19 protein-coding genes and 1 tRNA gene are annotated in these 21,226 nt (G+C 71.5%); 14 read left to right on the top strand and 6 right to left on the bottom strand.

The genetic code is table 11. The features are described 5' to 3' along the window. Nucleotides 1–6 precede the first annotated feature (6 nt). Entirely contained in the window at nt 7–747 is a 741-nt protein-coding gene (locus tag JOF43_RS00165; protein ID WP_209897688.1) for an FHA domain-containing protein, read from the bottom strand. Between the two features lie 317 nt (nt 748–1,064). Continuing rightward, nucleotides 1,065–1,796 (bottom strand): L,D-transpeptidase family protein, encoded by a 732-nt coding sequence (locus tag JOF43_RS00160; protein WP_209897686.1) that lies wholly within the window; start codon nt 1,794–1,796, stop codon nt 1,065–1,067. Nucleotides 1,797–2,067: 271 nt separating this feature from the next. On the opposite strand from JOF43_RS00160, the gene JOF43_RS00155 reads away from it, so the two are divergent. From JOF43_RS00155 to JOF43_RS00145, 3 genes are all read left to right on the top strand, one after another. Continuing rightward, entirely contained in the window at nt 2,068–2,898 is an 831-nt protein-coding gene (locus JOF43_RS00155) for a serine hydrolase domain-containing protein (RefSeq protein WP_209897685.1), read from the top strand. Beyond that, complete coding sequence (locus JOF43_RS00150) at nt 2,895–3,704, top strand: serine hydrolase domain-containing protein (protein WP_209897682.1); 810 nt, start codon at nt 2,895–2,897, stop codon at nt 3,702–3,704. Before JOF43_RS00155 ends, JOF43_RS00150 begins: the two co-directional genes overlap by 4 nt. 99 nt (nt 3,705–3,803) lie before the next feature. Then, complete coding sequence (locus JOF43_RS00145; RefSeq protein WP_209897680.1) at nt 3,804–6,938, top strand: alpha-mannosidase; 3,135 nt, start codon at nt 3,804–3,806, stop codon at nt 6,936–6,938. Nucleotides 6,939–7,052: 114 nt separating this feature from the next. Here JOF43_RS00145 and folP read toward each other — a convergent pair whose 3' ends face one another. Next, on the bottom strand, nt 7,053–8,012 hold the full coding sequence (gene folP, locus JOF43_RS00140; RefSeq protein WP_209897678.1) for a dihydropteroate synthase: 960 nt from the start codon (nt 8,010–8,012) through the stop codon (nt 7,053–7,055). 146 nt (nt 8,013–8,158) lie between these two features. Between folP and JOF43_RS00135 the strand changes: the two genes are divergently transcribed. The 10 genes from JOF43_RS00135 to JOF43_RS00090 all read left to right on the top strand — a co-directional run bounded on the left by JOF43_RS00135 (nt 8,159) and on the right by JOF43_RS00090 (nt 19,168). After that, nucleotides 8,159–9,307 (top strand): NAD-dependent epimerase/dehydratase family protein, encoded by a 1,149-nt coding sequence (locus JOF43_RS00135; RefSeq protein WP_209897675.1) that lies wholly within the window; start codon nt 8,159–8,161, stop codon nt 9,305–9,307. A gap of 10 nt (nt 9,308–9,317) precedes the next feature. Continuing rightward, nucleotides 9,318–10,436 (top strand): glycosyltransferase family 4 protein, encoded by a 1,119-nt coding sequence (locus JOF43_RS00130; protein WP_209897673.1) that lies wholly within the window; start codon nt 9,318–9,320, stop codon nt 10,434–10,436. After that, the gene (locus JOF43_RS00125; protein ID WP_245353967.1) at nt 10,433–11,068 is read left to right on the top strand and encodes a GNAT family N-acetyltransferase; all 636 of its coding nucleotides are present in this window, start codon (nt 10,433–10,435) and stop codon (nt 11,066–11,068) included. Before JOF43_RS00130 ends, JOF43_RS00125 begins: the two co-directional genes overlap by 4 nt. 159 nt (nt 11,069–11,227) lie before the next feature. Then, nucleotides 11,228–12,130 (top strand): ABC transporter ATP-binding protein, encoded by a 903-nt coding sequence (locus JOF43_RS00120; RefSeq protein WP_209897671.1) that lies wholly within the window; start codon nt 11,228–11,230, stop codon nt 12,128–12,130. Then, entirely contained in the window at nt 12,127–13,155 is a 1,029-nt protein-coding gene (locus JOF43_RS00115) for an aliphatic sulfonate ABC transporter substrate-binding protein (RefSeq protein WP_209897669.1), read from the top strand. Before JOF43_RS00120 ends, JOF43_RS00115 begins: the two co-directional genes overlap by 4 nt. Then, on the top strand, nt 13,152–13,976 hold the full coding sequence (locus JOF43_RS00110; protein ID WP_209897667.1) for an ABC transporter permease: 825 nt from the start codon (nt 13,152–13,154) through the stop codon (nt 13,974–13,976). The genes JOF43_RS00115 and JOF43_RS00110 overlap by 4 nt, the downstream gene beginning before the upstream one ends. Continuing rightward, nucleotides 13,973–16,021, top strand: coding sequence for an acetate--CoA ligase (gene acs, locus JOF43_RS00105; protein WP_209897666.1), 2,049 nt, complete (start codon nt 13,973–13,975; stop codon nt 16,019–16,021). Before JOF43_RS00110 ends, acs begins: the two co-directional genes overlap by 4 nt. A 71-nt stretch (nt 16,022–16,092) precedes the next feature. After that, nucleotides 16,093–17,331, top strand: coding sequence for a dimethylsulfone monooxygenase SfnG (gene sfnG, locus JOF43_RS00100; protein WP_209897664.1), 1,239 nt, complete (start codon nt 16,093–16,095; stop codon nt 17,329–17,331). Continuing rightward, nucleotides 17,328–18,665 carry an O-acetylhomoserine aminocarboxypropyltransferase/cysteine synthase family protein gene (locus JOF43_RS00095; protein WP_209897662.1) on the top strand — a complete coding sequence of 446 codons (1,338 nt, stop codon included), beginning with the start codon at nt 17,328–17,330 and terminating at the stop codon, nt 18,663–18,665. Before sfnG ends, JOF43_RS00095 begins: the two co-directional genes overlap by 4 nt. Continuing rightward, nucleotides 18,662–19,168: a CoA-binding protein gene (locus JOF43_RS00090; RefSeq protein ID WP_209897660.1), complete on the top strand. Its 507-nt coding sequence runs from the start codon at nt 18,662–18,664 to the stop codon at nt 19,166–19,168. Before JOF43_RS00095 ends, JOF43_RS00090 begins: the two co-directional genes overlap by 4 nt. Before the next feature lie 60 nt (nt 19,169–19,228). Here the strand turns inward: JOF43_RS00090 and JOF43_RS00085 are convergent, their stop codons facing one another. Beyond that, the gene (locus JOF43_RS00085; RefSeq protein WP_209897657.1) at nt 19,229–19,585 is read right to left on the bottom strand and encodes a VOC family protein; all 357 of its coding nucleotides are present in this window, start codon (nt 19,583–19,585) and stop codon (nt 19,229–19,231) included. 73 nt (nt 19,586–19,658) lie between these two features. Further along, on the bottom strand, nt 19,659–20,321 hold the full coding sequence (locus JOF43_RS00080) for a pentapeptide repeat-containing protein (RefSeq protein WP_209897655.1): 663 nt from the start codon (nt 20,319–20,321) through the stop codon (nt 19,659–19,661). A gap of 26 nt (nt 20,322–20,347) precedes the next feature. On the opposite strand from JOF43_RS00080, the gene JOF43_RS00075 reads away from it, so the two are divergent. Continuing rightward, the gene (locus JOF43_RS00075; protein ID WP_209897653.1) at nt 20,348–20,905 is read left to right on the top strand and encodes a GNAT family N-acetyltransferase; all 558 of its coding nucleotides are present in this window, start codon (nt 20,348–20,350) and stop codon (nt 20,903–20,905) included. Between the two features lie 38 nt (nt 20,906–20,943). On the opposite strand, the gene JOF43_RS00070 is transcribed toward JOF43_RS00075, so the two are convergent. Beyond that, nucleotides 20,944–21,017 (bottom strand) — tRNA-Met (locus JOF43_RS00070). Nucleotides 21,018–21,226: the final 209 nt, after the last annotated feature.

The following is a 21,226-nucleotide window of genomic DNA, read 5'->3' as shown; positions in this document are numbered from 1 at the left end:
GGGCGCTCACCAGCTGACCGGGCCGGCCGCCGGGAGCAGCACGGTCAGCCGGGTGCGGCCGACCTTGATCAGGGAGCGGTCCTGCAGCGTCACCGGCGTGCTGATCCGCTCGCCGTCGACGAAGGTGCCATTGGTGGAGCCGAGATCGGTCGCCACCAGGGCCCCGGCGCCGCCGGGCTGGTTCGCCGCGGGCGTCGGGTCCGTGCGCAGCTCGAGGTGGTGCCGGGAGACCCCGGTGTCCTCGAGGATGATGTCCGCGTCGCCGCCGCGGCCGATCACGGTCACGGGCCCGGTCAGGAGGTACTGCTGGCCGTCGATCTCGACGATCGGGCTGCCGCCGGACTCCGAGCGCGCCGCGCCCGTCGCAGGGGCCACGCTGCCGCGCTCGGTGCGGGACTCGGTCTCGAACCGGCCCGCGCGCACCTCGTCGTCGGCCGCGAGGTCCACGTGGACCCCGCCGACGAACATGTAGCGCTGCTTCTCCGCATGCTCCATGAGCACGCGCTGCAACTCGTCGATCAGGGTGTCCTGCCAGGAGTTGAAGCGCTCGAAGTCCTGGGAGTGCAGGTAAATGGTGTAGACGTTCGGGGCCAGGGTCCGGGTGCGGTCGAGCACCTGGATCTGGTCGTCGCATTCGCGCTTGAGCCCCTGTGCGAGGTCGAGCGGCTTCAGCTGGCCGCGGCCCGGCGAGAACACGCTCGTCACGCCGCGGTCGAGTCCGCGCTCGATCCGATCCAAGATCCCCACGGTGGTCCTTCGCTGTCGCTGTGCCTGCGCCCCGACGGCCGACGGGGCTGTTCGCCCTTCCGATCGTAGCGCGTGGCCAGGTCATCTACCGGGCGACAGGGCGGTGGGGGTGGCAAGAGAATCGTGCAGGTCTCGTAAAGGAGGGCTCGCGCCGGGACGGCGGCGGGCGCTCGGGCCCACCGCCGTCCCGTTCCGGGGCCCGCCACGTGCGGGCGGGGGCCCCGGTGCTCCGGCCGCGTCCCCGCGGCGTCGGCCCGCGTTCCCCCACGCGGCGCCGGCGAGGGACGGGCGGAGCCCCCGTCCTCCCCCTGACGGAGTCAGTGGATGAGCACTCGGCGACCCTCCACGAACCACGACCTCTGCCACAGCATGTCCGTCGCCGCGGTGGAGAGGCGGCAGCACCCGTGCGAGGCGGGATAGCTGGGGATGGAGCGGGATCCGTGGATCGCCCATCCGCGGTCGTAGTAGCCCGGGCAGTACAGGTCACCGAGGGGGCCGCTCTGCCAGCCGTCGGCGTAGAGGCTGTACATGGCGAAGTCGCCCGTCGGCGTGATCGCCGTCTTCCAGCGCCCTCCGGAGTAGTAGCGCTCGCCGCTGCCGGTGGAGGTGTTGAGGACGTACGACAGTTCCCCACCCGTGGTGGCGATGAGGAGCTGCCGGGACAGGTCCACCTCGAAGCCGACCCCGCTGGTGATCTTGCGCGAGGGTCTCACTCCCTCCGCGATCGCGGTGTGCGTCCGGGAGCCGACGACGCCGTCGGGGCCGAGGCCCGCTGCCTTCTGCAGCGCGAAGACGGCCTGCTCGGTCAGGTGCCCGAAAGTGCCGTCGGCGGTGCCCAGCCAGTACTTCAGGCTCGCCAGGTCCTTCTGCAGCGCGGAGACCGCGGCCCCCTCGCTGCCCCGACGGAGCGTCGGGGCGGCCTGCGCGGCCCCGGTTCCGAGCGCGAGTCCTGCGCCCAGCGTGCCCACCCCGAGCAGCAGGGTGCGACGGGACGGTGCGGTGACCGGCAGCGACGGACGGTCGGATCTCTCGATGGTGCTCGCGAACATGGGTTCCCCCTCATGGATGGTCTCGGCCCGGTCCCTCCGGGCCCGTGATGTCGACCCGGCAGGTGCCAGGTCCTTCCCCCGGCGCCACGTCCGTGTGACGCCGCATACATCATGGGATGCAAAAGAGAGGGTCAACAAGAGGAAAAATGTGCAGGTCCCGAGGTTTCGTGTGCGTAGATTGTGACGCCGCAGGTAGGAGGTCGCACGGGAGGAGCGGGCGCCGCGGTCAGGCGATGCGCCGCGCCCGCGGGCCTGTGCCATATTTGGGGGCGTGGAGAGCGAGACCGTGCCCGAGATCCCCGTCGACGTCGCGTTCGAGCACGCGCTGGGGGTGTCCGACGCCGAGCACACGCTGCTCACGCAGGGGGAGGACGACCGGGTCTGGGACCTGGCGAGCGTCTCCAAGCCCCTGACGGCCCTCGGGGCGCTGATCGCCGTGGACCGGGGACTGCTCGATCTCGACGATCAGGCCGGCCCCGAGGGGGCGACCGTGCGCCACCTGCTGGCCCACACCGCCGGGTACGCCTTCGACGGCGCGGATCCCGTCAGCGCCGTCGGTGCCCGCCGCATCTACTCCAACACCGGCTTCGAGGTGCTCGCCGACCATCTCGACGAGGCCACCGGGTACGACCTGGAGGACTGGATGGAGCAGACCGTGGTCCAGGGCCTCGCCCTGCGAGACCTCGAGGTGACCGGATCCCCGGCCGCGGGATACCGCGGCAGCATCCGCGACCTGCTCGCCCTCGGCCGCGAGCTGCTCGAACCCACCCTGATCTCCGTGGAGCTGTGGCGCGAGGCGACCAGCGTGCAGTTCCCCGGGCTGGCCGGCATCCTGCCCGGCTACGGCCGGCAGCGGCCCAACGACTGGGGCCTCGGGTTCGAGATCCGTGACGGGAAGTCGCCCCACTGGACCGGGGCCGGCTCCAGCCCACGCACCTTCGGGCACTTCGGGCAGTCCGGCTCCTTCCTCTGGGTCGACCCCGAGGCAGGCCTGACCGCCGCCTTCCTCGGGGCCGAGCGCTTCGGCGAGACGCACGTGCGGATCTGGCCCTCGCTGACCGACGAGATCCTCGCGCGCCATCGTGACGGGGGCGGGGGGTGAGCACCCTCGAGCTGCTCGACGAGCTCGGCTTCGAGGCCTGCGCCGTGGTGCTGGGCCCCGAGGGTGTGCGCGAGCAGCGCGGTGACCTCGACCTGCCGCGGCCCTGGCGGTCGGTCACCAAGACCCTCACCGGCCTCGCCACCGCGATCGCGCTGCAGGAGGGTCGTGTCGACCTCGACGACCCGGCGGGCCCCGAGGGGTCCACGCTGAGGCACCTGCTCGCCCACGCCTCCGGATACTTCTACGAGTCCGCGCGGACCCTGCAGGCGCCCGGGCTGCGTCGCCACTACTCCAACTACGGCATCGACGAGGCCGCCCGCCATGTCGAGCGCGCCACCGGGTACGACTTCGGCGACTGGGTGCTGGAGAAGGTCGCCGACCCGCTCGGGATGACGCACCTGGACTGGGGCGGATCGCCGTCGGTCGGTGCCGTCGGCCCCATCGCCGAGCTCGGCCTCTTCGCCGCCGAGGTGCTGCGGCCCACGCTGCTGGAGCCGGAGTGGTCCCGTGAGCTCACCACCGCTCATTTCCCCAAGCTGGTGGGCATCATGCCGGGCTTCGGCAAGCAGACCCCGAACCCCTTCGGCCTGGGGTTCGAGATCCGCGGGGACAAGTCGCCGCACTGGACCGGAATCCGGAACTCTCCGTCGACCGTCGGGCACTTCGGGATGCGCGGGACCGCGTTCTGGGTCGACCCCGAGGCCGATCTCGCCCTCGTGATCGGCAGCGCGCACGACTTCTGCGACGCCCACCGCGAGGTCATGCCCCGTCTGGGCGATGCGGTGCTGGCGGCCCATGCCCGCTGAGGTCCGCCGATGATGTGACGCGCACCTCAGGGGCTTATACAGTCGGGGCGACCGCGATCAGCTCGACGAACACGCCGAGCGCACCGAGGAGCAGCCCAGATGTTCGACGACAGGGAACTCACCGAGTCCCGGATCCGCCGTTTCGCCCAGGACCACCTGGTCCCGCGGATCTACCAGGAGACGGCTCCGGTGAGGATCACCGCGTACCGCGTCCCGGGCGAGCCGATGCCCCCGCGCGAGGCGATCGCGAAGGAGTACACCCCGATCGAGATCGGCGCCCCGCTCGGGCGCGCCTGGTCCACCACCTGGCTGCACGTGAGCGGGACCGTCCCCGCGCAATGGGCGAAGGACGAGGGGTCATCCCCGGAGCTGCTGGTCGACCTCGCCTTCACCGGGCAGCCCGGGTTCCAGGCCGAGGCCTTGGTGTTCACCCCCGACGGCGTCCCCCTGAAGGCCATCAACCCCTGCAACCGCTATCTCCCCGTCGCCCCGGGCGAGGAGCTGGACCTCTACCTCGAGTGCGCCGCGAACCCGATGGTCTCGGGCGGGTGGGCCTTCGCGCCCACCCCGCTCGGCGATCCCGCCACCCTCCCCGACGAGGAGCTGTACTCGATCGCGGAGCTCCACCTCGCCCGCCGCGACGTGCGGCTCTGGGAGCTCGCCGAGGACTTCCGAGCGCTGGGCGGACTCATGGCCGAGCTGCCGGAGACCTCCGTGCGCCGACACGAGATCCTGCGCGCCCTGGAGGCCGCGTGCGACACGGTCGACCCCGACGACATGCCCGGCACCGCGGAGGCGGCCCGCCAGGCGCTGCGCCCGGCGCTGGAGCGTCCGGCGAACCGGTCGGCGCTGACCGTGCTCGCGACAGGTCACGCCCACATCGACTCGGCGTGGCTGTGGCCCGTGTGCGAGACCGTCCGCAAGGTGGCCCGCACCTTCGCCAACGCCGCCGCGCTGATCGAGGACGATCCGGACATCACCTTCTCCGCCTCCTCCGCGCAGCAGTACCGGTGGCTGAAGGACCGCTACCCGGAGCTGTTCGAGCGCGTCCGTCAGCGGGTCGCCGAGGGCCGCTTCGTGCCGGTGGGCGGCATGTGGGTCGAGTCCGACACCAACCTGCCCGGCTCCGAGGCCATGGCTCGCCAGTTCATCGCCGGCAAGCGGTTCTTCCTGGAGGAGTTCGGCGTCGAGACCCGGGAGACCTGGCTGCCGGACTCCTTCGGCTACTCCGCCGCGCTGCCGCAGATCGCCGCCCTGGCCGGTCAGGAGTTCTTCCTCACCCAGAAGGTCTCCTGGAACCAGGTCAACACCTTCCCCCACCACACCTTCCACTGGGAGGGCATCGACGGCACCAGCGTGTTCACCCACTTCCCGCCGGCCGACACCTACAACGGCGAGCTGACGGGCCGGGAGCTGGCCCGCTTCGAGCGGAACTTCAAGGAGAAGGGCCGCTCCACGCTCGGCATCGACCTGTTCGGGCACGGCGACGGCGGCGGTGGCCCGACCCGCGAGATGATGGCCGCGGGCCGCCGCGCCGCCGATCTCGAGGGCTCCCCGAGGGTGGAGTTCGGCACCGCCGAGGACTTCTTCGAGCGGGCCCGGGACGAGTACGCCACCGCGCCGGTGTGGAACGGCGAGCTGTACCTCGAGCTGCACCGCGGCACCTACTCGGCGCAGCTCGGCACCAAGCAGGGCAACCGGCGCAGCGAGCAGGTGCTGCACGAGGCCGAGTTCCTGGCCGCCCTCGCCGCGATCCGGACGGGCTCCGGATACACGTATCCGCACCAGGAGCTGACCGCGCTGTGGGAGAACACGCTGCTGGGGCAGTTCCACGACATCCTGCCCGGCTCCTCGATCGCCTGGGTCCATCGCGAGGCCGAGCAGGGCCACGCCGCGACCGCCGAGCGCGCCGAGGCGCTCATCGCCGAGGCACTGTTGGCGCTCGGCGGGGAGCCGACGGGCGCCCCGCCGTCGGAGACGTCGCCGGGGGCCGAGGCGCCCGTGCTGCTGAACACCGCCCCGGTGCCCCGCCGCGGGATCCCCGCCTACGCCGCCGGCCCGCCGGCCACCGGTCCCGAGGGCGTGGTGGTCTTCCGCGAGGGCGGCACCATCACCGTCGAGAACGCCACGCTGCGGGCCGTGCTCGACCCCTCCGGCGCCCTGACCTCGCTCGTGGACCGCGCCAGCGGGCGCGACGCGATCGCCCCCGGCTCCCGCGGCGCGCTGCTGCAGCTGCACCGCGACACCCCCAACGCCTGGGACGCCTGGGACATCGACGAGTTCTACCGCCACGTGGTGCGTGACCTCGACGCCCCCACGGACGTCGAGGTCAGCGAGGAGGGTGCGGGCGTGCGCGTCGCCTTCACCTACACCACCGCCGTGGGTCGGGGCGCCCCGACCGCGGGGGTGACCGGGGCCGGCTCCACCATCGTGAAGACCTACGTGCTGCGTCCGGGCGACGAGGCCCTCGAGATCGACCACGACATCGACTGGCGCGAGCGCAAGAAGGCCCTCAAGCTCGCCTTCGGCCTCGACCTGCGCGCCGCGCACATGAGCAGCGAGATCCAGTTCGGCCACGTCGATCGCCCCGTCCCGGTGAACACCTCCTGGGACGCCGCCCGCTTCGAGACCTGCGCGCACCGCTGGGTGCACCTGGCCGAGGGCGAGTACGGAGTGGCCATCGCCAACGACTCCACCTACGGTCACGACGTGCTGCGCACCGTGCGCGAGGAGGACGGCGGCACCACCACGACGGCGCGCCTGACCCTGGTGCGCGCCCCGGAGTACCCGGATCCCGGCGCCGATCACGGGCGGTACTCGCTGCGGGTCGCGGTGCGGCCCGGCACCGGGATCAGCGGAGCCCTCGAGGAGGGCTACCGGCTCAACCTGCCCGAGCGGCGGGTGAGCGCCGCCGTGGCCGACGCCGTCGCACAGCCGCTGGTCACCGTGGATGCCCCGCGAGTGCTGGTGGAGACGCTGAAGCTCGCCGAGGACCGTTCCGGCGATCTCGTGGTGCGCCTGTACGAGTCGCAGGGCTCCAGGACCGCGGTGAACCTGCGGCTCGACGAGGCGCTGGCCGGGGGAGAGGTGAGCGTCGTGGACCTGCTCGAGCGGCCCTTCGGCGGGGACGCGCCGGCGCACCTGTCCGCCCTGGGGCGCGGGGAGGACGGCGCCGTCGAGCTCGCCTTCCGCCCCTTCGAGATCAAGACCCTGCGCATCGCCCGGCGCGGCTGAGCCGGAGCGACGGGCGAGTTCTGCTGGCCGCAGGACCGGTACGGGACCCGGGACCGGTCGTGCGGGTGCATGAGCGGACGTGCCGCAGCCCGCCCGCGCCCCCGCCGCCCGCGCTCAGGTGTTGTGGACCAGCGGGCCGACAGGATCGCGCCAGCCGGCCAGGACCTCGAACATCCTCACCATGCGCACGGTGGAGCGCACGTCATGGACGCGCAGGATGCGGGCGCCCTGGCGCATGACCCAGGCGGCCGCGGCTAGGGAGCCCTCGAGCCGTTCCTCCTTCGGCAGGCCCAGCGACTCCCCGACGACGTCCTTGCGGGACAGGGCCGCCAGCACCGGCAGGCCGAGGGAGGTGTACTCGGACCAGTCGCGCAGCACCTCGAGGGTCTGCAGCGTGTTCTTGTTGAGGTCGGGTCCGGGATCCACGACGATCCGGTCCCGTGGGACACCGGCCTCGAGCGCCCGCTCCAGGCGGGCGGCGAGGAAGTCCCGCACCTCCTCGACCACGTCGTCGTACCGCGGCCGGGGGTAGGCCTGGCGCGGTCGCGCGACCGAGTGGGTGACCACCAGCGAGGCCCCGGTGCGCGCGACGGTCGGAGCCATGTCGGGATCCGACAGACCGGTGGTGTCGTTGATGAGATCAGCCCCGGCCTCGATGCTCGCCGAGGCCACCCGCGCATGGAAGGTGTCCACCGACAGCAGCACGTGCGCGGGCAGCTCACGGCGCAGCGTGCGGATCACCGGGACCACACGCTCGATCTCCTCGTCGACCGGCAGCGGCTCCCCGGGCGCGAACTTGACCCCGCCCACGTCGATCAGGTCGGCGCCCTGCGCGGAGGCCTCGAGACCGGCGGCCACGGCGGTCTCCAGGTCCCAGGTGCGGCCGTCGTCGAAGAAGGAGTCCCGGGTGCGGTTGACGATGGCCATCACCAGGACGCGGGTGGCGGTGTCCGGCAGCGGACGCGGGGTGGGAGCGTCGGCCGCGTCCCCCACCGGAGCCTCAGCCGTGCGGGCTAGAGTGGCGTCCACCGTGACCGAACGCTCCGGTGAGCTGTCGTCGTGCGCGTTCGTCATGGCGTGTTCCTTCGCTGTTCAAGCGGGCGTTCCTCGTCTTTGAGCGGCACCCGACCTGCACTATCTTGAGACGGACACGAAACTACACGATCCGGTCGCGGCGCCCTCCGCAGGCCGGGACACGGACCCTTGGGAGGACCCACGCAATGAAGATCGTCGTCGCCGGTGGAGATGGATTCTGCGGATGGCCCACTGCCCTGTACCTCTCGCAGAAGGGCCATGACGTCACCATCGTGGACAACCTGGTGCGACGCGAGATCGACGAGGAGCTCGGGTCCAACTCGGTGACCCCGATCCTGGAGCTCGAGGAGCGCGTGGCAGCCTGGAAGGAGGTCTCCGGCAAGGACATCGCCGTGAAGATCGCCGACCTCACGGACTACGACGCAGTGGCCGCGATCTTCCGGGAGATCCAGCCGGAGTCGTTCGTGCACTTCGCCGAGCACCGCTCCGCCCCCTACTCGATGATCGACCGCGAGCACGCGATCGAGAACCATCGCAACAACGTCGAGGGCACCCTGAACGTGCTGTGGGCGATCAAGGACTTCGCCCCGGACTGCCACCTCGTCAAGCTCGGCACCATGGGCGAGTACGGCCAGCCGAACATCGACATCGAGGAGGGCTGGATCGAGATCGAGCACAAGGGCCGCAAGGACCGCCTGCCGTTCCCGAAGGCCCCCGGCTCCTTCTACCACCTCACCAAGGTGCACGACAGCGACAACATCATGTTCGCCTGTCGCATCTGGGGCATCCGCGCCACCGACCTCAACCAGGGCGTCGTCTACGGTCTGGAGACCGACGAGACCCGGCTCGATCCCCGCCTGGTCAACCGCTTCGACTACGACGCGGTCTTCGGCACCGCCCTGAACCGGTTCATCGTCCAGGCCGCCATCGGCCACGACCTCACGGTCTACGGCAATGGCAGCCAGACCCGCGGCTACCTGGACATCCAGGACACCGTGCGCTGCATCGAGATCGCCTGCGAGAACCCTGCCGACCGCGGCGAGTTCCGCGTCTACAACCAGTTCACCGAGCAGTTCTCCGTCAAGGAGCTGGCCGAGAAGGTGCAGAAGGCCGCCCGCGACCTCGGCCTCGACGTCGAGCTGGCCACGACGGAGAACCCGCGCGTGGAGAAGTACGACCACTACTACAACGCGGTCAACACCAACCTCCTGGATCTCGGCCTGGAGCCGCACCTGCTGACCGACGAGCACCTCACCGAGGTCCTCAAGGTCGCGATGAACAACACCGACCGGGTCGAGCGCGAGCTCGTCATGCCCACCGTTACCTGGAAGTGAGCACCTTTCCGTGAAGATCGCGATCGTCACGGAGACCTTCCTGCCCTCCGTCGACGGCGTGGTGACCCGCCTGCGCCACGCCGTCGAACGGTTCACCGACCTCGGCCACGAGGTCATGGTGATCGCCCCCGAGCTGGGTATCAGCGAGCACCATGGGGCCAGGGTGGTGGGCATCCGCCCGGTGACGCTGCCGTTCTACAAGCATCGGCGCTTCACCCTCCCGCACCCCACCGTGGACGGCATCATCCGCGGCTTCCACCCGGACGTCGTCCATGCCGCCCAGCCGATCCTGCTGGCCTCCTCGGGGGCCTACGCCGCCCGCCGTCAGCGGATCCCGCTGGTCGCCAGCTACCACACCCATATCCCGCGCTACCTGGACCTGTACAAGGCCTACCGCTGGGGCAAGCCCGCGGTGTGGTGGCAGATCAAGCGCAACCACGCGCTGGCGGACATCAACCTCGCCACCTCCCAGTCCATGAAGCAGGAGCTGGCCGAGAAGGGCATCGCCGACCTGCACGTGGTGCGGCGCGGGGTGGACACGCAGACCTTCCATCCCCGTTTCGCCTCCGAGGCGATGCGCGAACGGCTCACGCAGGGGCATCCGGACAAGAAGCTGCTGGTCTTCGTGGGTCGCCTGGCCGCGGAGAAGGAGATCCACACGCTGCGGCCGATGATGGATCGCCGTGACGACGTCGCCCTCGCGATCGTCGGCGACGGCCCGTATCGCACGGAGCTCGAGCAGCACTTCGCCGGCACCTCGACGCTGTTCCCCGGCTTCATGGAGGGCGAGGAGCTCGCGAGCGCCTTCGCCAGCGCGGACGCCTTCGTGTTCCCCTCGGTCACCGAGACCCTGGGACTCGTGATCCTCGAGGGCATGGCCTCGGGGCTCCCGGTGGTCGCCGCCCGGTCGGGGCCGACGATGGAGCAGGTCACGGACGGGGTGAACGGGCTGCTGTTCGACTCCAAGGACGAGGCGAGCCTGGATGCGGCGCTGACCCGACTGGGCGATACGGAGCTGCGCGGGGGCATCCGCGCGGCCGCCCGCGCCGAGGCGGAGAAGTTCTCCTGGGAGAACGCCTCCGACGACCTGCTGCGCTACTACGAGATGGCGATCGAGAAGCACCGATGAGCTCCGACCGCTCCACCACGGCCTCCGTCCCCACCGAGCCCATGACCCAGCCCCGCCCGGTGCCGCTCGAGAACGACCGGGTGCGCCTCGAGCCGCTCGGTGCGCAGCACGTCGAGGGATTGCGCAGGGTCGTGGCCGACGGAGAGATCTGGCGCATCCCCCATGCGCCGCACGTGCCGCCGCCGGAGCAGGTCGCGGACCGGGTGGCGACCCAATGCGCTTCCGACGAGGCGGGGCAGACGGCCTCCTGGGCCGTGGTGGAGCCCGGCAGCGGCCGGGTCCTCGGGCACACGACGTTCCTGAACATCTCCCGGCGGGACCGACGCCTCGAGATCGGCAGCACCTACATGGCGGCCTCGACCCACGGCACCGGGGCGAATGCCGCGGTCAAGCTGGCGCTGCTCACCCACGCCTTCGAGGAGTTGGGCTGCCTCGGCGTCGAGTTCCGGGTCCATCACCTGAACATCGCCTCGCGCCGCGCCGTCGAACGCCTCGGCGCCCAGCAGGACGGGATCCTGCGCGCGCACCGGATCATGCCCGACGGGACGCTGCGCCACACCGTCGTCTACTCGGTCCTCGCGGACGAGTGGACGGGCGTGAAGGCGTCGCTGGAGCATCGCCTGCGCCGCTGAGGTGAGCGGCCGGCCGCGCCGACCTTCGTGACCTGCGCGTGTGACGTGCCTCTCGCGCTGCGGGGTCACAGGGGTCCACAGCGGTTCTTCTGGCCGCGAATGTTTCGGCGTATGACGGTGTGCTGGCGTCCGCGGCGGGGCGCGCAGAAGGATGCCAGCATGACCAGCACGGTGCCCGCCGACCTCTCCACGACCGACGCACGCCCCGACGGCACGGGAACCCACCGGGCGTCCGCGATGCGCCGCGACGGCGTCCGCCTGGACGGCATCGCCCGGGCCTTCCCCGCCGCCGAGGGCCCGCGTGAGGTCCTGCGCGGCCTCGACCTCGAGGTGCCGGCGGGAGAGATCCTCGCCGTCGTCGGCCCCTCCGGCTGCGGCAAGTCGACCCTGCTGCGCCTGGTCGCGGGCCTCGACGTCCCCAGTGCCGGGGAGATCCGGATCGGTGGCACCGCCCTGCGCGGCACCGACCCGCGCACCGCGGTCGCCTTCCAGGAGCCGCGACTGCTGCCCTGGCGCACCCTCGAGCACAATGTCGCCCTCGGCCTGCCTCGCGGCACCGCCCGGCGTGCGGGCCGCGACCGCGTGCGCCACCTGCTGCAGCTGGTCGGTCTCGAGCACGCCGCCACCCAGCGGCCCCGCGAGGTCTCCGGTGGCATGGCCCAGCGCGCCTCGCTGGCCCGGGCGCTCGCCCGCAGCCCCGAGGTGCTCCTGCTCGATGAGCCCTTCGGTGCCCTGGACGCCCTGACCCGCCTGCGCATGCAGGACCTGCTGCTCGAGATCCACGCGGCAGAGCCCACCACCGTCGTGGTCGTCACCCACGATGTCGAGGAGGCCCTGTACCTGGCCGACCGCGTGCTGCTGCTGCGCTCCCTGCTCGAGGACGCCGCCTCTACCTCGATCGCCCGCGCGGTCGAGGTGCCCGGCGCCCGTCCCCGCGATCGCGCCGACCACGCCCTGGCCGAGCTCCGCGTCGAGCTGCTCGCCGGCCTCGGCGTGCACACCCACCAGGGCACTTCCTCTGCCCCTACCGCTTCCCCCACCCCCACGGAGACCCCCTCATGACTCACCGCATCAGCCGCCGCTCCGCGACCGCGCTCGGCATCACCGCGGCTGCCGCGCTCGGCGTGACCTCCTGCGTCCCCGGCGAGGGCTCCTCGCAGTCGGCCGAGGGCAGCGAATGGTCGACCACGTCCCTGACCATCGACTGGGCCACCTACAACCCGCTGAGCCTGGTGGTGCGCGAGCAGAAGCTGCTCGAGGACGCCCTCGGCGACACGGTGGAGGTCACCTGGGTGCAGTCGGCCGGGTCCAACAAGGCCAACGAGTTCCTGCGCTCCGGTTCGGCCGACATCGCCTCCACCGCCGGCTCGGCCGCGCTGCTGGCCCGCGCCAACGGTTCCCCGATCAAGGTCATCGACATCTACAGCCAGCCCGAATGGGCCGCGCTCGTGGTGGGTGAGGGCAGCGACATCACGGGCCCGGCCGATCTGGCGGGCCGCGCCGTCGCCGCCACCCCGGCCACCGACCCCTACTTCTTCCTGGTGCAGGCCCTCGCCGAGGGCGGGCTCGGCATCGACGACATCGAGCTCCAGCCCCTGCAGCACGCCGACGGCCGCTCCGCCCTCGAGGGCGGCAGCGTCGAGGCCTGGTCCGGGCTCGACCCGATCATGGCCGCCGCCGAGGAGGAATCCGGTGCGCAGCTGGTCTACCGCAACGTCGACTTCAACACCTACGGCTTCCTCAATGCCACCGAGGATTTCATCGACCACCACGCCGATGTCGCCCAGGCCGTGGTCGACGCCTACGAACAGGCCCGCACCTGGGCCCTGGAGAACCTCGAGGCCACCGCGCAGCTGTTGGCCGACGCCGCCGGGATCGACCTCCCGGTCGCCACCACGGTGATCCAGGAGCGCTCGAACCTCGACGTCAGCGGCGTGCCCGGCGATGATCAGCTCGCCGTGCTCGAGGCGATCTCCCCGATGCTGTCGGACTCCGGCGACGTCCAGGGCGGCGCCGCCGCGGTGGAGAAGGCCCGCGGCGGGATCATCCACGACGCCTTCGCGACCGCCGCGGTGGAGAAGCAGTGAGCACGACCGCCACCGCCACCGGGACCGCCCCGTCGCTCACGCCGCCGTCGGCGCGCCCCGCCCTCTGGGACCGCACCGGCGTGCGCCTCGCCGCCGGAGCGGTGCTGCCCCTGGTGATCCTCGCCGCCTGGCAGCTCGTGACCGCCGCCGGGCTGGTGCCCGCCTACCGGCTGCCCGGCCCGCTGACCGTGCTGCAGGCGGGCGCGGACCTCGCCGGCCGCGGTGAGCTCGGCCTGCACGTGGCGATCTCCGTGCAGCGTGTGCTGATCGGCTTCGCGATCGGCTCCGTCGTCGGCCTCGCCGTGGCCGCGATCGTCGGCCTCTCCCGTGCGGGCGATGCGCTGCTGAACCCGACGCTGGCGGCGCTGCGCGCGGTCCCGTCCCTGGCCTGGGTGCCGCTGCTGATCCTGTGGCTGCAGATCGGTGAGGAATCGAAGGTCACCCTGATCGCGATCGGCGCCTTCTTCCCGGTGTTCACCACCGTCGCCTCGGCCCTGCGGCACATCGACCCCCACCTGGTGGAGGCCGGGCGCTGCTTCGGCCTGCACGGCTGGTCCCTGTTCCGCACCGTGCAGCTGCCCGCCGTCGTGCCGTCGGTGGTCTCGGGCCTGCGCCTGGCCCTGGCCCAGGCCTGGCTGTTCCTGGTCGCGGCCGAGCTGATCGCCTCCTCGATGGGCCTGGGCTTCCTGCTCAACGACTCCCAGCAGACCGGTCGCGTCGACCGGATCCTGCTGACCATCGTGCTGCTGGCCCTGCTCGGCAGCCTGACCAACGCCGTCCTCGGCCTCGCCGAGAAGAAGCTGCTGAAGAAGTGGACATGAGCATCACCGAAGAAGTCCGCCTCGTCGAATCCCGCACCTACCCGGCGCCCGCAGCCCTCGCCGCGCAGGCGAACGTCGACGCGGGAATCTACGAGCACGCCGCGACCGACCCCGTCGCCTTCTGGGAGGAGGCCGCCCACCGCCTGTACTGGCGCACCCCCTGGCACACCGCTCATGAGTGGGAGCCGCCGACGCCGGACCCCGCGACCGGGGAGCTCTCCGTGCCCGCCGCCCGCTGGTTCGTCGGCGGGAGGCTGAACGTCGCCGAGAACTGCGTGGACCGGCACGTGCACGCGGGCCGCGGCTCCACGGTCGCCCTGCACTTCGAGGGCGAGCCGGGGGACCGCGAATCGGTCACCTACCGCGACCTCCAGCGCCGCGTGTCCCAGGCGGCCAACGCCCTGACCGATTTCGGGATCGGTCCCGGCGACCGCGTCGTGGTCTACCTCCCGGTGCTGGTGGAGACCGTCGTGATCGCGCTGGCCTGCGCGCGCATCGGCGCCGTGCACTCCCTCGTCTTCGGCGGCTTCAGCGCCGAGGCCGTGCGCTTCCGCCTCCAGGACACCGGTGCGAAACTGCTGGTCACCTCCGACGGGCAGTATCGTCGCGGGAAGGCCGTCGAGGTGAAGTCGGCCGCCGATACCGCCGCCGCGGACCTGCCCGATCTCGAGCACGTCCTCGTCGTGCGCCGCACCGGCCTCGACATCGCATGGACCCCGGGCCGGGACGTGTGGTGGCACGAGAGCGTCGAGGTGGCGAGCGAGCACCACGATCCTCAGCCCTTCGACGCCGAGCACCCGCTGTTCATCATCTACACCTCCGGCACCACCGGGAAGCCCAAGGGGCTGGTCCACACCTCCGGCGGCTATCTCGCCCACACGTCCTGGGCGCACTGGGCGCACTTCGACGCGAAGAGCGAGGACGTCCACTGGTGCACCGCGGACCTCGCCTGGGTCACCGCCCATACCTACGAGATCTACGGCCCGCTCAGCAACGGCCTCACCCAGGTCATCTACGAGGGCACCCCCGGCCAGCCGCACCGTGAGCGTCACCTCGAGATCATCGAGCGCTACGGGGTGACCGTCTACTACACGGCGCCCACCCTGATCCGCACCTTCATGTCCTGGTTCGGCGAGGAGCTCCCGGCCGGGTACGACCTCTCCTCGCTGCGCCTGCTGGGCACCGTCGGCGAGGCCATCAACCCCGAGGCGTGGGTGTGGTTCCACCGCACCTTCGGCCGTGGCGAGCTCCCGATCGTCGACACCTGGTGGCAGTCCGAGACCGGAGCCGCCATGCTCGTCCCGCTGCCGGGCGTGACCACCCTCAAGCCCGGCTCGGCGACCGTGCCGCTGCCCGGCATCGACATGGCGGTGGTCGACGAGGACGGCGCCGAGCAGCCGCCGGGCGTGGCCGGCACGCTGGTGGCCCGTCGGCCCTGGCCCGGGATGGCCCGCACCGTCTGGGGTGATCCGGAGCGCTACCGCGACTCGTACTGGAAGGACTATGCCGGCCGCGGCGAGCACGGCGGCTTCTACGTCGCCGGGGACTCCGCCACGGTCGACGCCGACGGATGCTTCTGGATCCTCGGTCGCCTCGACGACGTCGTGAACGTCTCCGGGCACCGCCTGTCCACCATCGAGATCGAGTCCGCCCTGGTCGCGGACCCGTCGGTCGGGGAGGCCGGTGCCGCCGGGGTGGACGACGCCCTGACCGGGCAGGCCGTGGCGGTGTTCGTCATGCCCTCGGACGGGGGCGTCCCGCTCGACGCCGCCGCGCTGCGCTCCCGCGTCTCCCGCGAGATCGGACCGATCGCCAAGCCGAAGCACGTGATCACCGTGCCGGATCTGCCCCGGACCCGCTCGGGCAAGATCATGCGCCGCCTGCTGGCCCGACTGGTCCACGCCGAGCGTGAGAGCCGCGCGGGACGCGTGCCCGCGCCGCTGGGGGACATCACGTCCCTGCAGAACCCAGAGGCGGTGGACGCGGTCGCCGCCGCCCTGGCCGCCCTCGGCGCGGACGACCCTGCTCTCGCGCCGCAGACCTGACAGACTCCCACCCGCCCGGAGCCCGACCGTCGGAGACCCCCGACGCTCGGAACCCCGACCTTGGAGGAAGCATGACCCCCACCGTCCCCACCTCGACCTTCGAGACCCCGCTGAAGTTCGCCTACTGGGTACCGAACGTCTCCGGCGGACTCGTCGTCTCCACCATCGAGCAGCGCACCGACTGGCAGCTGCCGTACAACAAGCGCCTCGCCCAGATCGCCGAGAACTCCGGCTTCGAGTACGCCCTGACCCAGACCCGCTACGCCGCCAGCTACGGCGCGGACAAGCAGCACGAGGCCTCCGCCTTCTCCCTCGCCCTGCTCGCCGCCACCGAGCGACTGCGCGTGATCGCCGCCTTCCACCCCGGCATGTGGCACCCCGGCGTGCTGGCCAAGTGGCTGATCACCGCCGACCACCTCTCCGAGGGACGCGCCGCCGTCAACATCGTCTCGGGCTGGCTCAAGGACGAATTCGTGAAGTTCGGCCTGCCGTGGCTCGAGCACGACGAGCGCTACGTGCGCACCGAGGAGTTCATCTCCGCCCTGCGCGGCCTGCTCACCGAGAACGGGTACTCCCAGGACGGCGCGTACTATTCGATCGACGACTTCACCCTGAACCCGAAGCCCGTCGACGTCCCCGGTCGCCCCCACCCGGAGATCTTCTTCGGCGGCAACTCCACCGCCGCCCAGGACGCCGCCGGCCGCGTCGCCGACTGGTACTTCTCCAACGGCCGCACCCTCGAGGGGTACGAGGAGAACGTCGCCGGCGTCCAGGCCTCCGCCGCGAAGGCCGGACGTACGCCGCGCTTCGGACTGAACGGCTTCGTCATCGCCCGCGACTCCCGCGCCGAGGCCGAGGAGACCTTGCGTGAGATCGTCGCCAAGGCGCACCGCCCCGCCGTCGAGGGCTTCCAGAAGTCCGTGCAGGAGGCAGGGGCCTCCACCCAGGACGGCAAGGGGATGTGGGCCGGGTCGTCCTTCGAGGACCTCGTCCAGTACAACGACGGCTTCAAGACCCGCCTCATCGGCACCCCCGAGGAGATCGCCGATCGCATCATCGCGTACAAGAAGGTCGGTGTGAACCTGATGCTGACCTGCTACCTCCATTTCACCGAGGAGGTCGCAGCCTTCGGCCGCGACGTGCTGCCGATCGTGCGGGAGAAGGAGGCCGACCTCGCCCGCGCCCGCGGCACCGAGCTGAACACCGACCTGCTGCCGGTGGCGCCCGGAGTCAGCGCCGAGGAGGCCGCGGCCGCGACCGCGCAGACCCTCCCCGCCGACCACCCGTCCACGGCGGGGGTGGCCGCGTGAGCGAGGAGCGCACCTTCGGCTTCCGCACCCGTGCCCTGCACGCGGGCGGCACGCCCGACGCCCAGCACGGCTCCCGGGCGGTGCCGATCTACCAGACCACGTCCTTCGTCTTCGACGACGCGGCCGACGCGGCGAACCTCTTCGCGCTGCAGAAGTACGGGAACATCTACTCCCGGATCGGCAATCCCACCGTCGCAGCCTTCGAGGAGCGCATCGCCTCCCTCGAGGGCGGGATCGGTGCGGTCGCGACCGCCTCGGGGATGAGCGCCGAGTTCATCACCTTCGCGGCGCTCGTGGGCGCCGGGGACCACGTCGTCTCCTCGGCGCAGCTCTACGGCGGCACGGTCACCCAGCTCGACGTCACCCTGCGCCGCTTCGGTGTGGAGACCTCCTTCGTCGCCTCCTCGGATCCCGAGGACTTCCGCGCGGCCTTCCGCGAGGAGACGAAGGTGCTGTACGTCGAGATGATCGGCAACCCCTCCGGGGAGATCGCCGATCTCGAGGGGCTCGCCGCGGTGGCCCATGAGCACGGTGTGCCGCTGGTGGTCGATGCGACCCTCGCGACGCCGTATCTGGTGCGACCGCTCGAGCACGGGGCCGACATCGTCATCCACTCCGCCACCAAGTTCCTGGGCGGGCACGGCACGACGCTCGGCGGCGTGGTCGTCGAGTCCGGCCGTTTCGACTGGGGAGGAGGGAAGTTCCCCTCGATGACGGAGCCGGTCGCCTCCTACGGCGACATCCGCTGGTGGGACAACTTCGGCGAGTACGGCTTCCTCACCAAGCTGCGCTCCGAGCAGCTGCGCGACATCGGCCCGTCGCTGTCCGCGCAGGCCGCCTTCCAGCTGCTGCAGGGGGTCGAGACGCTGCCGCAGCGCATGGACGCCCACCTCGCGGGGGCGAAGGCGGTGGCCGAATGGCTCGAGGCGGATCCGCGGGTCTCCTTCGTGACCTGGGCCGGTCTGGACTCGCACCCCCATCGCGAGCGCGCCGCACAGTACCTGCCGCTGGGCCCGGGCGCCGTGTTCGCCTTCGGGGTGGGCCCCGTCGGGGAGTTCGCGAGCGACGAGGACCGGGCCTCCGCGGCCCGCGCGACGGGAGAGGCGGTGATGGAGAACCTGCAGCTCGCCTCGCACCTGGCGAACGTCGGCGATGCCCGCACCCTGGTGATCCACCCGGCCTCGACCACCCATCAGCAGCTCAGTCCGCAGCAGCTCGTCGAGGGCGGGGTGCGGCCGGACCTGATCCGCATCTCGGTGGGCCTCGAGGACGTCGAGGACATCCTCTGGGACCTCGACCAGGCGATCACGGCGGCGACAGGAGAGACGCGATGACGGACACGACCCAGCGCACCTGGCGGGGCCCCTCGGCGCCGCAGCGACTGGCGATCCTGCGACGGACGAAGAGCATCGCGATCGTCGGCGCCTCGGCGAATCCCGCCCGAGCCAGCTACTTCGTGGCCACGTACCTGCTCTCCAGCTCGCCGTACGACGTCTACTTCGTCAATCCTCGGGCCGAGACGATCCTGGGCAGGCCCGCCTACGACTCGCTCGCCGATCTCCCGGTGGTCCCGGACCTGGTGGACGCGTTCCGCCGGCACGAGGACCTGCCGGGCGTGGCGCAGGAAGCGATCGACGTCGGCGCGAAGGCGCTGTGGCTGCAGCTGGGCTCCTGGCACGAGGAGGCCGCCGCGCTCGCCGAGGACGCAGGCCTGGACGTGGTCATGGACCGCTGCGTGAAGATCGAGCACGCCCGCTTCCACGGCGGGCTGCACCTCGCGGGCTTCAACACCGGAGAGATCAGCTCGAAGAAGCAGCGGGTCAGCGGCCGGGGCTGACCCGTGGCCCGCAGGTCGGGCGCGGGCCGGGGACGCCCCCGGCCCGCGTTCCGCCTCTGCTCACCCCACGGGGCGTGAGAAGTCGATCGTGACGCCGGGGGCAGCGGCGATCCGCACGCAGGCGGAGCGCTCGCCGAAATCCATGTCGGTCGGTTCCCGCACGACGACGGCGCCGCGGGAGACGGCCTGCTCGAAGGCCGTGTCGACGTCCGTGCAGTCCAGGTGGATCACGATGCCGCGGGAAGGCTCCTCGCCATCGCCCGGGGCGTTGATCCACAGCGGGATGCTTCCCGGCGCGGTCAGCGAGGCGAAGCTGCCGAAGTCCGCCTCGATCTGCCAGCCGAGCACATCGCGCAGCGCGGTCGCGGCGGCGGAGGGGTTCTCGAGGAGGAGGGTGAGGGCGCGGATACCTGACATCGGGCGACTCCTTCGTCGGGTGCGGTGGTGGAGCTCCAGCGTACGGAGGTCGACGGACGTTCGGGGTGAGAGGTCACCCCTCCACCCGCAGACCGAGGTGGCTCGCGAAGGCCGGCGCCAGCGCCGTGACCTGCTGGGCATCGAGAGTCGCCCCGGCCATGCCCTCGAGATTGCTGATCGAGCCCATCTCGAGCCCCCGCAGGTCGACGTCCTTCAGCCGTGCGTGGGCGAGGGCGACGCTGCCCGCCCGGCAGTTCACGAAGGAGACGCGGGCAGCGGCGGCGCCGGTGAGGTCGAGCTCCTCGAGGGTGCAGTCCTCGAGCAGGACGTCCTCGAGGGTCGCGGAGCGCAGGTTCAGCCAGGCGATCTTGCTGCCGACGATCCTGACCTGACGCACCGCGGCGTCGTCGAGGTCGAGGGCCCCGAGCCGCGAGCCTGACATCTCCACGTGACGCCAGGTGGAACGGGTCGCCCTCAGCACCGGCGCGTTCAGCCGCTCGATCCGGGTCTCGATGAGCCGCGCGGACTGCAGGCCCGTCTCGTGCGCGGTGACATCGATCAGCTCGCACTCCGTGAAGGTGGTGCCGGTGAGGTCGCGGCCGGAGACGTCTCCGCCGGTGACGCGCACGGCGTCGTACGTGGCCTGGGCGTGCAGCTCCTGCGCCGCGAGGTCCTGCAGCTCGGGCAGGACGAGTCGCTCGAGGACGGGCCGGCGGGTGGTGGACCGGGTGCGCATGGGTCTCCTCGTGCGAGTCTGGGGCGATGGCGCATCGATCCTCTCAGCCGGGCCCGACAGCCGGGCCCGGACCCGGCGTGGACTGCATGCTGCGCGAGGCGACGGCCGACGACATCGGCGTGCTGCAGCGGGCGATCCATGCCGCGTGGAGATGGCGTGAGACGTGGGACGAGGCGGCGTTCGCGCAGCACCTGACGACAGGGCGGGCGGACTCCTACCTCGACGGTTTCGGACGGCGTCCGGGCGACGCAGGGGTGGTCGCGGTCGACGGGGCGCCGCTCGGGGCGGCGTGGTACAGGTTCTTCTCCGCGACCGACCACCGAGCGGGGTTCGTCGACGAGGACGTGCCGGAGCTCGTCGTCGCGGTCGAGGAACGGGCGCGGGGCCGGGGAGTGGGCCGCAGCCTGGTCGAAGGGTTGCTCGACCTGGCGCGCGAGCGCGGCGTGGAACGGGTGAGCCTTCACGTGAGCAGGGAGAACGAGCGAGCTCGGCACGTATACGGCGCCTTGGGATTCGAGGAGACCACCCTGGGCGACGCGCGGGGAGCGGTGCTGGTTCGGAGCACGGGGGCCGTCCTTCCCTGAGCGCGCCCGGGAGGTCGCAGTCGCGCGAGTCCGCGGAGACGCTCCGGCAGGATTCGAACCTGCGACCCACTCCTTATGGGGGAGCTGCTCTTCCGGGCTGAGCTACGGAGCGAGGCGTCGGGTGCGACCGGTGGTGCACCGACGACGTCGTGCCTCCATCGTGCGGAGTCCGACCTGACGTTGTCGAGCGCTCTGTCATGAACGGACGCATGCTGACGCGAGGTGTCGTCGGAGCTCATCGAGCGTGCAGTGCGATCGTGGATTGTTGGAGGTGGTATCCAGGGCCTGAAAGATCCTCCACAAAGGGGTGTTATCCACATT

The organism is Brachybacterium sacelli, assembly GCF_017876545.1.
Lineage (GTDB): Bacteria > Actinomycetota > Actinomycetes > Actinomycetales > Dermabacteraceae > Brachybacterium > Brachybacterium sacelli.
The sequence above is the reverse complement of the archived record's forward strand: the minus strand, read 5'-3'. Positions and strand labels throughout refer to the sequence as shown.